Origin of the sequence: Rhizobium sp. BK098, assembly GCF_014193155.1 — a bacterium.
Lineage (GTDB): Bacteria > Pseudomonadota > Alphaproteobacteria > Rhizobiales > Rhizobiaceae > Rhizobium.
Genome location: NZ_JACHYY010000001.1, coordinates 409993 through 423859 on the forward strand (window position 1 = coordinate 409993; position 13867 = coordinate 423859).

Sequence of the window (13867 nt, forward strand, 5' to 3'; positions counted from 1 at the left end):
GGCCTTCGGTTCGTCAGGGCGTCTCGGCATGTCGCGTCGCGAAGAAGTCCTTCGCCGGCTTGTCTCGCCCTGTGAGAAGGACGCTATTGCGACGCACACCAACAATCAAATTACAAAAAAATAATGTTTGGCTTACGAACCATGCCGCAAATGTGCCTTCAAGGAGTGTCGCCCGGGCGCGATTGCTTTGCAGCCATTGATTGTTCATGGCGTCACCCTTGTTCGCATTTGTCGACCATAGGCTGTGCAAGCCTTTGCTTTTTCGCAGATTTTTGCGGACGAAATAGTTACTCCCAGGGGCATAATCCTACCAGTTCCGGTCACGGTGAAGCGGTTTTTGGGCGTATCGGGCCTGTCAAACGCGGCCGTAGATTTCGAGGCGAATGCGAATAAATGTGCCGCCATGTTCACGGAGTTGTGATCGAGGGGCGAAAATGTAATCGCCGGCAAAGGGCTGTGAATAGCGTGGGAGGCGGTCGGGTGGTCGTGGCAATGCCCCGTATTCCTGTTTATATGGAGCGAGCCAGAGGTAGCCATGCGATTTTCCAATACGTTTCTCGATGAGATTCGCGACCGCGTCTTGATTTCAGACGTGATCGGTCGTCGCGTGACGTGGGATCGGCGCAAGACCAATGTGCCGCGCGGCGATTACTGGGCCTGCTGCCCCTTTCATGGCGAGAAATCGCCGAGCTTCCACTGTGAGGATCGCAAAGGCCGCTATCACTGCTTCGGCTGTGGCGTCACAGGCGACCATTTCCGCTTTCTGACCGAATTGGAGGGCTTGAGTTTTCCGGAGGCCGTGCAGCAGATCGCCGACATGGCAGGCGTTCCGATGCCCGTTGCCGATCCGATGGAGGCGAAAAGGGAGAAGGAACGCACGTCGCTGCTCGACGTCATGGAAATGGCGACCCAGTTTTTCCAAGACCAGCTGCAGACACCCAATGGAGCGCGGGCAAGGGCCTATCTGAGAGACCGCGGCCTCAGCGGCCGCACGATCGAGACCTTCCGTTTGGGATATTCGCCCGATAGCCGCAACGCCCTGAAGGAGCATCTTGCCAGCAAGGGTGTGCTGAAGGAGCAGATGGAGGCCTGTGGCCTCGTCGTGCATGAGAACGTGCCGGTCTCCTATGACCGCTTCCGCGACCGCATCATGTTTCCGATCCTGTCCTCGCGCGAGAAGGTGATTGCCTTTGGTGGCCGCGCCATGTCGCCGGATGCGCCGGCGAAGTATCTGAATTCCAACGAGACCGAGCTCTTCCACAAGGGCAATGTGCTCTACAATTTCACCCGCGCCCGCCGCGCTGCGCAGGGCGCCGATGGCGCGGGGACCATTATCGCGGTCGAAGGTTATATGGATGTCATCGCGCTGCATCAGGCCGGCGTCGAGAATGCCGTTGCGCCGCTCGGCACGGCTCTGACGGAGAGCCAGCTCGATCTCCTCTGGAAGATGACGCCGGAGCCGGTGCTCTGCTTCGATGGCGATGGCGCCGGCATCCGCGCCGCCAATCGTGCCGCCGATCTGGCGCTGCCTCACATCAAACCGAACCGCACCGTACGCTTTGCCTTGCTGCCCGATGGCAAGGACCCTGACGATCTCGTGCGGCAGGATGGGCGCGCACCGTTCGACAAGGTGCTGGCGCAGGCAAAGCCTCTTGCCGACCTTATCTGGACGAGGGAGACCGGCAGCGGCGCCTTCGAGACGCCGGAGGCGCGGGCGGAGCTGGAAGCACGGTTGCGGCGCATCGTGTCTGTCATCGGGGACGAAGATGTGCGGCGCCATTATCAGCAAAATATGCGCGAGCGGCTGGACGGGCTGTTCCAGCCGCAGTTCCAGCGGGGCGGCCAGCAGGGGCGTGGTTTTTCCCGCGACGGTAATAGCCGCAACTTTGCAGGTCGTGGCGGACAGGCGCGTACCGGGGCTGCGGTGGCGACGACCGCATCCGATCGCTTGCAGCGTTCGGCCATGATCAAGGGACATCAGGATATTCCGAGCCTTCGCGAAAGCGTGCTCGCTTTGACCATCGTCAACCATCCGGCACTGCTACAGGACGAATATGACGAGATCGCCGCGATCGATTATGACAGCCGTGAACTGCAGCGGCTCTGGTCTGCGGTCCTCGGGGCGGCTGCAACTCTGGTTGGGCCTCAGCTCGTGCGCGAGCGATTGCTCGAGCAATTGGAAGAACAGGATTTCGGCGCCCTGCTGAAAAGCTTGGAACAGCAGATTCGCAATGCCCGCCTGTGGACTGCCACCGAGGCCGCCGCCATGGAGGATGCGCGCGAGGGCTATCGCCAAGCACTTGCGCTCCACAAGCGCTCGAAAGCATTGCGCTGGCACAAGATCGAGCTGGAAGGCGCTATTGCCGAGGCGACGGAAGAAGGCGACGGTGAAGCGATCGAGCCGTTGATTCGCGCCTTGCAGGAAGTGCAGCTCGAGGCGCTGCGTCTGGAAAATCAGGAAGCGATCATCGATGGCTTCGGCGTGCTCTCCGGTCGCGTTAAAGGTGCCGCTGGAAAATAGGGAATAGATGCCTCAGCCTGAACGACAAGAGCCGCAATTTTTCGTAGACGACGCATTGTTTGGTGAGGGCACACGTGCGCCGGCGCCGCTCGATGTGCTGAAACGTGTCTATGGCTATTCCGCCTTTCGCGGTAAGCAGCAGCAGGTGATTGAGCATGTCGTCTCCGGCGGCGACGCGGTCGTGCTGTTTCCGACCGGTGCCGGCAAGTCGCTGTGCTTCCAGATTCCCGCGCTTTGCCGCGATGGTATCGGCATCGTCGTCTCGCCGCTGATCGCGCTGATGCGGGATCAGGTAGAGGCGATGAAGCAGCTCGACATTCGTGCCGCCGCCCTGAATTCGTCCCTGTCGCGCGAGGAAGCGAGCGATGTCTATCGCGCCATTTCCGCAGGCAAGCTCGATCTGCTCTATGTAACCCCGGAACGCATCGTAACTGAGGGCTTCTGCCAGATGCTCGGACGGGCCAAGATCGCGCTTTTTGCGATCGATGAGGCACATTGCGTCTCGCAATGGGGCCATGATTTCAGGCCGGAATACCGGGATCTTGGTAGGCTTGCCGAGCTTTTTCCCGGCGTTCCGCGCATCGCGTTGACGGCAACGGCCGATCCCCATACCCGCGAAGACATTATCGAGCGGCTGGCTCTCGACGGTGCCAAGGTCTTCACCACCAGTTTCGATCGTCCGAATATCACTTACGAGATTGTCGAGCGCGACCAGCCGCGCCAGCAATTGCTGCGTTTTCTCGAGGGCCATCGGGGCGATAGCGGCATCGTCTATTGCCTCTCCCGTGCCAAGGTCGAGGACACGGCGGAGTGGCTGAATGGGCAGGGCATCCGCGCGCTTCCCTATCATGCTGGCATGGATCGAGCGCTTCGCGATGCCAATCAGGATGCCTTCTTGAAAGAGGAAGACCTGTGCCTCGTGGCGACGGTTGCCTTCGGTATGGGCATCGACAAGCCGAATGTGCGTTATGTCGCCCATCTCGATCTGCCGGGATCGGTGGAGGCCTATTACCAGGAGACTGGCCGCGCCGGGCGCGATGGGCTGCCCTCCAATGTCTGGATGGCTTATGGCATGGCCGATGTCATCCAGCGCGGGCGGATGATCGACGAAGGCGGCGCGTCCGAGGAAATCAAGCGGGTAGAACGGGCAAAGCTCAATGCGCTGCTCGCGATCTGCGAGACGGCCGGCTGCCGGCGGCAGTCGATCCTTTCGCATTTCGGCGAGGCACATGGCGGCGGCTGCGGCAATTGCGATACCTGCCGGAAGCCTGTGGAGACCTGGGACGGAACGGAAGCTGCCATCAAGGCGCTTGCCGCCGTCTATCGCACCGGCGAGCGTTTCGGCACCGGCCATGTCATCGATGTGCTGATGGGAACGGTCAATGAGAAGACCGAGCGTTTCGGCCACATCGATATGCCGGTTTTCGGCGCAGGCAAGGATATTCCCTCTCGCACCTGGCAATCGATCTTCCGGCAATTATTGGCGAACGGCTTTATCAGCATCGACCACACGGCCTTCGGTGCCATGAAGCTCCAGGAACAGGCGAGGGCCGTCTTCAAGCGCGAGCGGCAGGTGTTTTTCCGCAAGGATCGGCCCGAAACGGGCCGTCGCGGCAAGAAGGCGGGACGACCGGAGAAGCAGGCACACGGGCTTTCCGGCGAAGCACAGGCACTGTTCGATGCGCTGCGAGCCGAGCGCACCCGGATCGCCAAGGAGTTGAGCGTGCCGCCTTACGTCGTTTTTCCGGATACGACGCTGATCGCCTTTGCGACAGAGCGGCCCAGGAATCACCGAGATCTTCTGGGGATATCGGGGGTCGGGCAATCGAAGCTGGACCGCTATGGAGACGCGTTTCTTGCCGTGATTTCGGAGTTCGCCAATCGGTGACGTGTTGATGCCATTATCGAAGCCCGGCCGCCGACACGCTACATGCGCACCGTCATTCCGCCATCGACGGTCAGGACGTGGCCGTTAACGAAAGAAGCGGCATCGCTGGCGAGGAAAAGTGCTGCGCCCGCAATCTCGTCGGGACGTCCCCAGCGCTGAACGGGGATGCGTTGGCGCACGATAAGGATCAGGTCTTCGTTCGCGACCATGGCGGCGTTGGTTTCCGTTGCGAACCAGCCTGGCGCGATGGCGTTGCTTGTGATGCCGTGAGGGCCAAATTCCACAGCCATGCTGCGCATGAGACCTGTCAGACCCTGCTTGGCGGCGGGATAGACGCAGTCACCCGGCATGACGACCTGTCCGCTGATCGAAGTGACCGAGATCAGCCGCCCGTGATTATTTCGTTTCATCAGGCGCGCGGCGTCGCGGGAGAGCATGATCGAGGCGGCGAGATCCGTGTTGAGCAGGGCGAGGATCGCCTCGTCGTCGAAGTCGGCCAGCGGGCGCCTGTCGCGGGCACCGACGTTGTTGATCAGTATGTCGAGCCGGCCGTGATTTTTCTCGATGGCGTTTATTGCTGCATGCCGAGCGTCGCGATCGGAAATGTCGAAGGCCGCGGTTTCGGCGGAGCCACCTCTCGCCTGGATGATCCCAATCGCCGTATCCAACGTCGCCGCGGTCCGCCCATTGATTATGACGTGTGCGCCGGCATCAGCGAGAGCCTTCGCCATTTCGAATCCGAGCCCGCGTCCGCCTCCCGTGATGAGGGCAACCCGTCCTGCGAGGGAGAATCTATGGAATATGCTCATGGCTCTCCCTTATTTTCAGAGTAACGCAATCTGTTGCAAAATATTGGACTGAGTCAAGTAATTTTTGCGATAACCACCAATGAGGCCTGGCTGGAAAGTTGCGTGATTTCCCTCTGCTTCGACAGATCCTGTCGAAACCGTCGCCTATCGCGCGGACGTCACGGCGTTGCGCATTTTTGCCGCTGTCGGATGCAGCAACAGGCCGGATCCTATGTTATTCCTTGATTAATTAGGCCCTTTGACCAGCATCGGAATGCGACCATGACTTCAGCGTTCATATCCCATTTGCGCAACGAACTTCTCGGCCTGAAAGAAGCCGGCCTCTATAAGGCCGAGCGCGTCATCACCTCCAAGCAGGCTGGCGAAATCGCTGTGCTCGGCGGCGCGCGCGTCCTCAATTTCTGTGCCAACAACTATCTCGGTCTCGCTGACAACGAGGAGCTTGCCGAGGCCGCGAAGACGGCGCTTGATCGCTATGGCTACGGCATGGCCTCGGTGCGCTTCATCTGCGGCACGCAGGAAGAGCACAAGCAGCTCGAGGCGCGGATTTCGGCTTTCCTCGGCATGGAGGCGACGATCCTCTATTCGTCCTGCTTCGATGCCAATGGCGGGTTGTTCGAGACGCTGCTGTCGGAAGAGGATGCCATTATCTCGGATGCCCTTAATCATGCCTCCATCATCGATGGCGTGCGGCTCTCCAAGGCAAAGCGCTTCCGCTATGCCAACAATGACATGGCGGCTTTGGAAGAAGAGCTGAAGAAAGCGGAAGGCAGCCGCTTCAAGCTGATCGCGACCGACGGCGTCTTCTCGATGGACGGCATCATCGCCAACCTTGGCGGCGTCTGCGATCTGGCGGAAAAATATGGTGCGATGGTCATGGTCGATGACAGCCATGCGGTCGGCTTCGTCGGCGAGCATGGCCGGGGATCGGCCGAATATTGCGGCGTCGAAGGCCGTATCGATATCATCACCGGCACGCTCGGCAAGGCGCTCGGCGGTGCCTCGGGTGGCTATACGTCGGCGAGAGGCGAGATCGTCGAATGGCTTCGGCAGCGCTCGCGTCCATATCTGTTCTCGAACACCTTGGCACCCGTCATCGCGGCTGCCTCCTTGAAGGTCTTCGATCTGATCGAAAATGGCGCGGACCTGCGTGCACGCCTTCAAGGCAATGCCGAACTCTTCCGCCGTGAGATGACCAAGCTCGGCTTCACGCTTGCCGGCGCCGATCACCCCATCATTCCTGTCATGCTCGGAGATGCAAAACTCGCGCAGGACATGGCGGCGCTCATGCTGCAGAAGGGCGTATACGTCATCGGCTTTTCCTTCCCCGTGGTGCCGAAGGGGCAGGCGCGCATCCGCACGCAGATGTCAGCCGCCCATTCGAAGGCCGATGTCGAAAAGGCGATTGCAGCCTTTGCCGAAGCCGGAAAAGAACTCGGAATCATTTGAATTGGTTGGAGAGAGCCGATCATGTCGAACATGATGAAAGCGTTGGTCAAATCCAGGCCGGAAGTCGGGCTGTGGATGGAGCACGTCCCAGTTCCCGAGGTTGGGCCGAACGATGTCCTGATTCGGGTCAAAAAGTCGGCTATCTGCGGCACGGATGTCCATATTTGGAACTGGGATCAATGGGCGCAAAAGACCATTCCCGTACCGATGGTCGTCGGCCATGAATTCTGCGGTGAGATCGCCGAGATTGGTTCGGCCGTGACGAAATATCATGTCGGCGAGCGCGTCTCGGGCGAAGGTCATATCGTTTGCGGCAAATGTCGTAACTGCCGGGCGGGCAGGGGCCATCTCTGCCGCAACACGCTTGGCGTAGGCGTCAATCGCCCCGGCTCCTTCGGCGAGTTCGTCTGCATTCCCGAATCCAATGTCGTGCCGATACCCGACGATATCCCGGATGAGGTTGCCGCGATCTTCGACCCCTTCGGCAACGCGGTCCACACCGCGCTTTCCTTCGATCTGGTCGGTGAAGATGTGCTGGTGACCGGCGCAGGGCCGATCGGCATCATGGGCGCGATGGTCGCCAAGCGCTCAGGCGCCCGCAAGGTCGTCATCACCGATATCAATCCCACCCGGCTGGCGCTCGCCCGCAAGGTCGGCATCGATTATGTCGTCGACGCTTCCAAGGAGAACCTTGCCGATGTGATGAAATCCATTGGCATGACCGAGGGTTTCGATGTCGGGCTGGAAATGTCAGGCGCGGCTCCCGCCTTTCGCGACATGATCGACAAGATGAACAATGGCGGCAAGATCGCCATTCTCGGCATCGCGCCGGCCGGCTTCGAGATCGACTGGAACAAGGTCATCTTCAAGATGCTGAACCTGAAGGGTATCTATGGCCGCGAGATGTTCGAGACTTGGTACAAGATGATCGCCTTCGTGCAAGGCGGTCTCGATGTATCGCCCCTCATCACCCATCGTATCGGCATCGATGATTTCCGCGATGGCTTCGAAGCAATGCGTTCAGGCAATTCCGGGAAGGTCGTGATGGACTGGAATTGATGCCATTCGGCCACACTCCCGGCCTCGGTAATACCTGCCGATGTTGGAAATATGAGGCTTTGCTCAGGATGCTCTTGTCATCGCGCGGGGACTTCCTAAATACGGGAAACAATAAATTGCTGCGTGCGAAGCCTGTGGATAAGGCTTTTTCGCGCATTTAACGGGCTTTTTTGCTGGAAAAGCTTGACGAGAACTAAAATTCTGGGAATCACCGTTTAACTTCGGAAAGAACGGTAAACTGGATCAAGCGGATCACCTAATACCATGGCCGGAAATCCAAACGCAATCCAGCTTTGCAATCCGGTGGCGGTGATCGTGGTTAATCGGGCATTAAAGGTCATTCCGTTAGGTGTTCGTCGGTGAGTCGCGGCTGGTGCAGGGCGCGCTAGCCAGTGTGATTGTTTCACCGCGTGAAAGTTTGCAGCGTCAGGGAAAGCGACGATATAAAAATGGCAACAAAGGTCAAAGAGAACGAAGAAGCTGAAGTCGAGCGCGACGGCACCTCCGACGGCCCCCTTCTCGATCTTTCCGACGACGCGGTCAAGAAGATGATCAAGGCCGCGAAGAAGCGCGGCTACGTGACGATGGACGAGCTCAATGCCGTTCTGCCGTCCGAAGAAGTGACGTCCGAACAGATCGAAGACACGATGGCCATGCTTTCGGACATGGGCATCAACGTCATTGAAGACGAAGATGTCGAAGAGGCTGGCGCTGCGGCTAGTGACGACGACGATGCCGGCGGCGACGATGAAAGTGAAGGCGGCGAACTGGCCCCCTCCACCGGTTCCGCGCTTGCGACCGCGAAGAAGAAAGAGCCTACCGACCGTACGGACGACCCGGTGCGCATGTATCTGCGCGAGATGGGTTCCGTCGAGCTTCTGTCGCGTGAAGGCGAAATCGCGATTGCCAAGCGCATCGAGGCTGGCCGCGAAACCATGATCGGCGGCCTCTGTGAGAGCCCGTTGACGTTCCAGGCGCTGATCATTTGGCGCGATGAACTCAACGAGGGCACGACGCTGCTGCGCGAGATCATCGACCTCGAAACCACCTATTCCGGTCCCGAGGCCAAGGCTGCGCCGCAGTTCCAGAGCCCTGAGAAGATCGAGGCTGACCGCAAAGCAGCCGAAGAGAAGGAAAAGGCACGCCGCGGCCGCTCTCCTTCCGGTGACGACGACATCACTAATGTCGGCGGCGAAGGCCTGCCCATCGAGGAAGAGGAAGAGGACGAGGACGAATCCAACCTCTCTCTCGCCGCGATGGAAGCCGAGCTTCGCCCGCAGGTGATGACGACGCTCGACATCATCGCCGAAACCTACAAGAAGCTGCGCAAGCTGCAGGACCAGCAGGTCGAGCAGCGCCTGTCGGCTTCCGGTACGCTGTCTTCGGCGCAGGAGCGCCGCTATAAGGAGCTCAAGGATGAGCTGGTCAAGTCGGTCAAGTCTCTGTCGCTGAACCAGAACCGCATCGACGCCCTCGTCGAGCAGCTCTACGACATCAACAAGCGCCTTGTTCAGAACGAAGGCCGCCTGCTGCGCCTTGCCGAATCCTATGGCGTCAAGCGTGACAGCTTCCTGGAGCAGTATCAGGGCGCCGAGCTCGATCCGAACTGGATGAAGTCCATTGGCAATCTGGCTGCCCGTGGCTGGAAGGAATTCGCCAAGAGCGAAAACACGACCATCCGCGACATTCGCCAGGAAATTCAGAACCTTGCGACCGAAACCGGTATTTCGATCTCGGAATTCCGCCGTATCGTTCACATGGTTCAGAAGGGTGAGCGCGAAGCGCGCATCGCCAAGAAGGAAATGGTCGAAGCCAACCTGCGCCTCGTCATTTCCATTGCCAAGAAGTACACCAACCGCGGCCTGCAGTTCCTCGACCTCATTCAGGAAGGCAATATCGGCCTGATGAAGGCGGTCGATAAATTCGAATATCGCCGCGGCTACAAGTTCTCGACCTACGCCACCTGGTGGATTCGTCAGGCGATCACCCGTTCGATCGCCGACCAGGCACGCACCATTCGTATTCCGGTGCACATGATCGAAACGATCAACAAGATCGTTCGCACGTCGCGCCAGATGCTGCATGAAATCGGCCGCGAGCCGACGCCGGAAGAACTGGCCGAAAAGCTCGCCATGCCGCTCGAAAAGGTGCGCAAGGTTCTGAAGATCGCCAAGGAGCCGATCTCGCTCGAAACCCCGGTGGGTGACGAAGAAGATTCGCATCTCGGCGATTTCATCGAGGACAAAAATGCGCTTCTGCCGATCGACGCCGCCATTCAGGCGAACCTGCGTGAGACGACAACCCGCGTTTTGGCATCGCTGACGCCGCGCGAAGAGCGCGTGCTGCGCATGCGCTTCGGCATCGGCATGAACACCGACCACACGCTCGAAGAAGTCGGTCAGCAGTTCTCGGTGACGCGCGAACGTATCCGTCAGATCGAGGCGAAGGCGCTGCGCAAGCTTAAGCATCCGAGCCGTAGCCGCAAGCTCAGAAGCTTCCTCGACAGCTGAGGTCTGGCGCAAGCCGACATCGGTGTTTTATGAGATAAGGCCCGGTTCGCGAAAGCGAGCCGGGCTTTTTATTGGCACTATCAAATTTGAGGAGCCGCTTATGGCAAGCAAGCCGCAATTCATGGAGACATCCCTTCCTGTCCGACTGCGCGATCTGCTGGCCGGGTACGAATGGCGACAGGATGGGCTCGGGCGTTCCTCGGCCCATGTTTTCCGGCTTGAGGCCGATAGGCGTGCGCCGGTCTATCTCAAGACCGAGCTGGCCGATCCCTTGGGTGAACTGGCCGGCGAGGTTGCGAGGCTGCGATGGCTCGCCTCGCAGGGCCTTGCCTGCCCTGAAATCATTGCCCACGAGACGGACGACGAACGCGAATGGCTTTTGATGAGTGCTCTTCACGGCAGCGATCTCGTCAGCGCCGAGTGGTTACAGCCGCTCGAGCGGGTGCGGCTTTTGGCGGATGCGTTGCGGCAATTGCATGCCATCGATATCGCCGCTTGTCCCTTCGATCATCGGCTGGAGAACAGAATCGGCACGGCAAAGGCGCACTTGCTTGCCGGTCGCGTCGATGAGGATGATTTCGATGAGGCCCGGCTTGGAAGATCGGCAGAAGATCTCTTCCGCGAACTTCAGGCCAAGAGACCGTCAATGGAGGATCTTGTCGTCACCCATGGAGATGCCTGCCTTCCGAATTTCATGGCCGACGGCCCGAAGTTCAGCGGCTATATCGATTGCGGTCGTCTCGGCGTGGCTGATCGCCATCAGGATATTGCACTTGCCTGTGGCAGCATCAAGCACAATTTCGGAGAAGAATTGGTTGCGGAGTTTTTGAAAGCCTATGGCGATTTTCAGCCAAAAGAAGAAAAGATGGCATACTATCAGCTACTGGATGAGTTCTTCTGACCGGGCATGCGACTGTCTAGGCGAAGCGCGATCACGCAGGTTTGTTTTTGCGCCATTGCGGATCGCGCGGAGGCCTGACAAGTTCGATTTCGACCGATGCCTCTTTCGCGGTGCGTGGTCGGGCACCATATGTCAGCGACCGGAAAATCTTCTGATCTGTTTGCCGATAAGGATCGAATGAATCGATGCATTGTTTTCGCCTGATTGCTTTCTCGTCGCGAGCCATCCGCTGAACGATGGAAAAGGTCGCGGAAAAACGGGATAGGGAAATAAGGCCGGGCTTTGTCCTGTCGATCCTTCTGCACGTCCTGTTTGTCGCGATTTTTTTGCTGCCGCTATTTCCCGCGCCACCCGAGGCGAAGCCAGAGCAGAGCGTCAATGTCGAGTTGGTGCCGCAGCAGGAGGAAAAGCAGGAGCTTGCGACCAAGGCGAACGAGAAGCCCGATCAGCCTCCGAAGCCGACGCCGAAACCTGACGAGAAGCCGGCGGAGCAGACGGCCGAAACCCAACAGGAGCCACAGCAGCCTGAGGGAAAGAAAGCGGACGAGCAGCCGCCGAAGCAATCCGATCCCAACGGCAAGAAGCAGGCAGAGAAGTCTGCATCAAAACCTGACGAGGCCAAGGCGGATAAGCCGGTAGAGCAGGCGAAGTCTGAGCCCAAACCTGATGATCCCAGTGCTGAGAAGCCGGTCGAAAAGGCTGAGCAGAACCCCCCTGTCGTAGACGTGCCTGTTCCAGACATGGACGGCGATCAGAAGAATCCCACCACTACACAGCAGGCCGACGCTTCGGAGCAGCGGAACGATATGCCTCCAACGCAACCAAGCAATGCCGCGGCGGAGCAACAGGCAGCTGCACAAGCGCCAGCAATACAACAGGCGCAGGATGCCCAGCAGCAGGCTGATGCCAAGGACCAGACGGTCAATGCGGCTAAGCCACCGGCGAGCGATTCGACCAACACGGCCTCATCATCGGTGCCTGATGTTCTTGCGACCAACGAGCCTTCGGATTTTCAGGTGCAGCAGCGGCAGGCGGCGGCGTCCGATCTGAAACAGCGGGCGCCTTCCGAGCAGGTCGAGAATGAAGCGAAAGACCTGCCGCAGATTGTCGTTCCGGCGGTAAAACCTTCTCCCTCTCAGCAAGCTTCTCAAGGTCAGACCACTTCGAGCAGTCAGAGCGATCAGACCGAGGGCGCTGCTTTGGTAACTGAAGCGCAGCCTAAATCAGACGCGACGAAGATGGCTGTCCGCGCGAAAAAGCTTTATTCAGAGGTTGAGATGGCTCGACTGTCGAAGAGCAATTATGATGCCTGGAAGAAGATGCCACGTAGAGAGCGCGTTTCGTATCTTTGTCGCAGTGAAGCTCTAGCTCAATTTGGGCATGAATTTAACGCGCCAAATTATGTCAATTCGGCATTCTCGCCTACTATGCTAAGTGACACTGGTGTCTCCGCGGACGGGTTAGCGGTTCCGACCTCGAAAGGTTGGTATAGAATTGCCTTCAGGTGCAAAGTTGACGATGCCGCTTTGAAGGTCACGGCTTTCTCATACACGAACGATGGACGTGTCACCAGAAATCAGCTTGAGAGGCTCGGTTTGCCTGTATTTTGACGAAGCTGACAATCATACTTTCAGGCTAGAAAATAGTTTATGCCAACCCAATCGAAATTTGGCTCATTTCATCATACAATTGACAGTATCTGTCTGATTCAGTGTCCTCCTATCGCACTTTTCTGAAGATTCCCATGTCCTCGATTACAGCCGATTCCAGCTCTGCGGCCGCAAGCCGCTCCGCCCTGCGTGGTGTCCTTGTGGCATTCGCGTCCTATGCCGTCTTCGCCTTCAGCGATGCCTCGATCAAGATCCTGCATGGGGTGATCCCCTCCTATCAGGTCGCCTTCATCGGTGCGCTGTTCGGCTTTGCCGCCGTGCCTTTCCTGAAGAAACGGGAGGACGAGTGGCTTGACATGGTGAGGACGTCGAACCGTCCCTTGTGGCTGTTGCGTTTCGTCTGCGGCGCGACTGGCGCCATCTGCTCCGTCGTTGCCTTCACCAAGCTGCCAATGGCGGAAGCCTTTGCGCTGCTGTTTCTGCTGCCGTCCTTTGTCACCATCCTCTCGGTGATCTTTCTCAAGGAAGATGTGCGCTGGCAGCGCTGGACGGCGGTCATTCTCGGTTTCGTCGGTGTGCTGATCGTCCTGCGGCCGGGTTTTCGCGAGCTTTCGATCGGCCATCTCTGTGCGGCGATCGGCGGTCTTGCGGCGGCGATCTCCATCGTCGTCAACCGCGCGCTCGGCTCGAAGGAGAAGCGCATCTCGCTTTATGGCGCTGGTCTTTTTGGAACGCTTATCGTCAGCGGCCTTCTCATGCTGTCCGAAGTCACCATGCCGACGCCGACGCAGTGGATATTCCTTGCGAGCTACGGCCTGCTTGGCGCGTGCGGCAGCGTCTTGCTCTTGACGGCCGCGCAGATGGCGCCTGCCAATCTGGTTGCGCCACCGCAATATAGTCAGATGCTCTGGGCGATCGCCTTCGGCTACCTGCTGTTCAACGATAGCATCGATATGCCGATGGCCGTCGGTATTGTCCTCATCATCTTTTCCGGTCTGCTGACATTGGCGCGGGAGCGCAAGCGCGGCACACCGCTGCCGGCCGCCGTTACCGGCGATACGCAGGCGGCATTGGCGACAGCGGAGGATCACAAGGCCGTGGGAGGCGCTTAAGCCTTGTG

Annotated in this window: 10 protein-coding genes; 8 read left to right on the plus strand and 2 right to left on the minus strand. The window is 58.9% G+C overall.

Going from position 1 to position 13867, the window contains the following annotated elements; all coding sequences use genetic code 11:
* Positions 1 to 13 precede the first annotated feature (13 nt).
* Positions 14 to 208: a hypothetical protein gene (locus FHT73_RS01985; RefSeq protein WP_146746663.1), complete on the minus strand. Its 195-nt coding sequence runs from the start codon at positions 206 to 208 to the stop codon at positions 14 to 16.
* A 327-nt stretch (positions 209 to 535) separates the two neighbouring features.
* Here FHT73_RS01985 and dnaG point away from each other — a divergent pair, with 327 nt between their 5' ends.
* Positions 536 to 2521 carry a DNA primase gene (gene dnaG, locus FHT73_RS01990; RefSeq protein WP_183709530.1) on the plus strand — a complete coding sequence of 662 codons (1986 nt, stop codon included), beginning with the start codon at positions 536 to 538 and terminating at the stop codon, positions 2519 to 2521.
* 7 nt (positions 2522 to 2528) lie between these two features.
* Complete coding sequence (recQ, locus tag FHT73_RS01995; protein ID WP_183709532.1) at positions 2529 to 4409, plus strand: DNA helicase RecQ; 1881 nt, start codon at positions 2529 to 2531, stop codon at positions 4407 to 4409.
* 38 nt (positions 4410 to 4447) lie between these two features.
* On the opposite strand, the gene FHT73_RS02000 is transcribed toward recQ, so the two are convergent.
* On the minus strand, positions 4448 to 5218 hold the full coding sequence (locus FHT73_RS02000; RefSeq protein WP_183709533.1) for an SDR family oxidoreductase: 771 nt from the start codon (positions 5216 to 5218) through the stop codon (positions 4448 to 4450).
* Positions 5219 to 5479: 261 nt separating this feature from the next.
* Here FHT73_RS02000 and FHT73_RS02005 point away from each other — a divergent pair, with 261 nt between their 5' ends.
* The 6 genes from FHT73_RS02005 (at position 5480) to FHT73_RS02030 (ending at position 13859) form a co-directional block, all read left to right on the plus strand.
* Complete coding sequence (locus tag FHT73_RS02005) at positions 5480 to 6667, plus strand: glycine C-acetyltransferase (RefSeq protein ID WP_112334361.1); 1188 nt, start codon at positions 5480 to 5482, stop codon at positions 6665 to 6667.
* A 21-nt stretch (positions 6668 to 6688) separates the two neighbouring features.
* Complete coding sequence (gene tdh, locus FHT73_RS02010) at positions 6689 to 7726, plus strand: L-threonine 3-dehydrogenase (RefSeq protein WP_112605032.1); 1038 nt, start codon at positions 6689 to 6691, stop codon at positions 7724 to 7726.
* Positions 7727 to 8175: 449 nt separating this feature from the next.
* A complete protein-coding gene (gene rpoD, locus FHT73_RS02015; protein WP_015340553.1) occupies positions 8176 to 10236 on the plus strand; it encodes an RNA polymerase sigma factor RpoD in 2061 nt (686 codons plus the stop codon).
* A gap of 100 nt (positions 10237 to 10336) precedes the next feature.
* Positions 10337 to 11137, plus strand: coding sequence for an APH(3')-II family aminoglycoside O-phosphotransferase (locus FHT73_RS02020; protein ID WP_183709535.1), 801 nt, complete (start codon positions 10337 to 10339; stop codon positions 11135 to 11137).
* A 236-nt stretch (positions 11138 to 11373) separates the two neighbouring features.
* Positions 11374 to 12747: a DUF930 domain-containing protein gene (locus FHT73_RS02025; RefSeq protein ID WP_183709537.1), complete on the plus strand. Its 1374-nt coding sequence runs from the start codon at positions 11374 to 11376 to the stop codon at positions 12745 to 12747.
* Between the two features lie 134 nt (positions 12748 to 12881).
* On the plus strand, positions 12882 to 13859 hold the full coding sequence (locus FHT73_RS02030) for a DMT family transporter (protein ID WP_183709538.1): 978 nt from the start codon (positions 12882 to 12884) through the stop codon (positions 13857 to 13859).
* The last annotated feature ends 8 nt before the right edge of the window (positions 13860 to 13867 follow it).

Coding starts and splice junctions, on each gene's coding strand:
- FHT73_RS01985 (WP_146746663.1), bottom strand. CDS start 208: ATGAACAATCAATGGCTGCAAAGCAATCGCGCCCGGGCGACACTCCTT.
- dnaG (WP_183709530.1), top strand. CDS start 536: ATGCGATTTTCCAATACGTTTCTCGATGAGATTCGCGACCGCGTCTTG.
- recQ (WP_183709532.1), top strand. CDS start 2,529: ATGCCTCAGCCTGAACGACAAGAGCCGCAATTTTTCGTAGACGACGCA.
- FHT73_RS02000 (WP_183709533.1), bottom strand. CDS start 5,218: ATGAGCATATTCCATAGATTCTCCCTCGCAGGACGGGTTGCCCTCATC.
- FHT73_RS02005 (WP_112334361.1), top strand. CDS start 5,480: ATGACTTCAGCGTTCATATCCCATTTGCGCAACGAACTTCTCGGCCTG.
- tdh (WP_112605032.1), top strand. CDS start 6,689: ATGTCGAACATGATGAAAGCGTTGGTCAAATCCAGGCCGGAAGTCGGG.
- rpoD (WP_015340553.1), top strand. CDS start 8,176: ATGGCAACAAAGGTCAAAGAGAACGAAGAAGCTGAAGTCGAGCGCGAC.
- FHT73_RS02020 (WP_183709535.1), top strand. CDS start 10,337: ATGGCAAGCAAGCCGCAATTCATGGAGACATCCCTTCCTGTCCGACTG.
- FHT73_RS02025 (WP_183709537.1), top strand. CDS start 11,374: ATGGAAAAGGTCGCGGAAAAACGGGATAGGGAAATAAGGCCGGGCTTT.
- FHT73_RS02030 (WP_183709538.1), top strand. CDS start 12,882: ATGTCCTCGATTACAGCCGATTCCAGCTCTGCGGCCGCAAGCCGCTCC.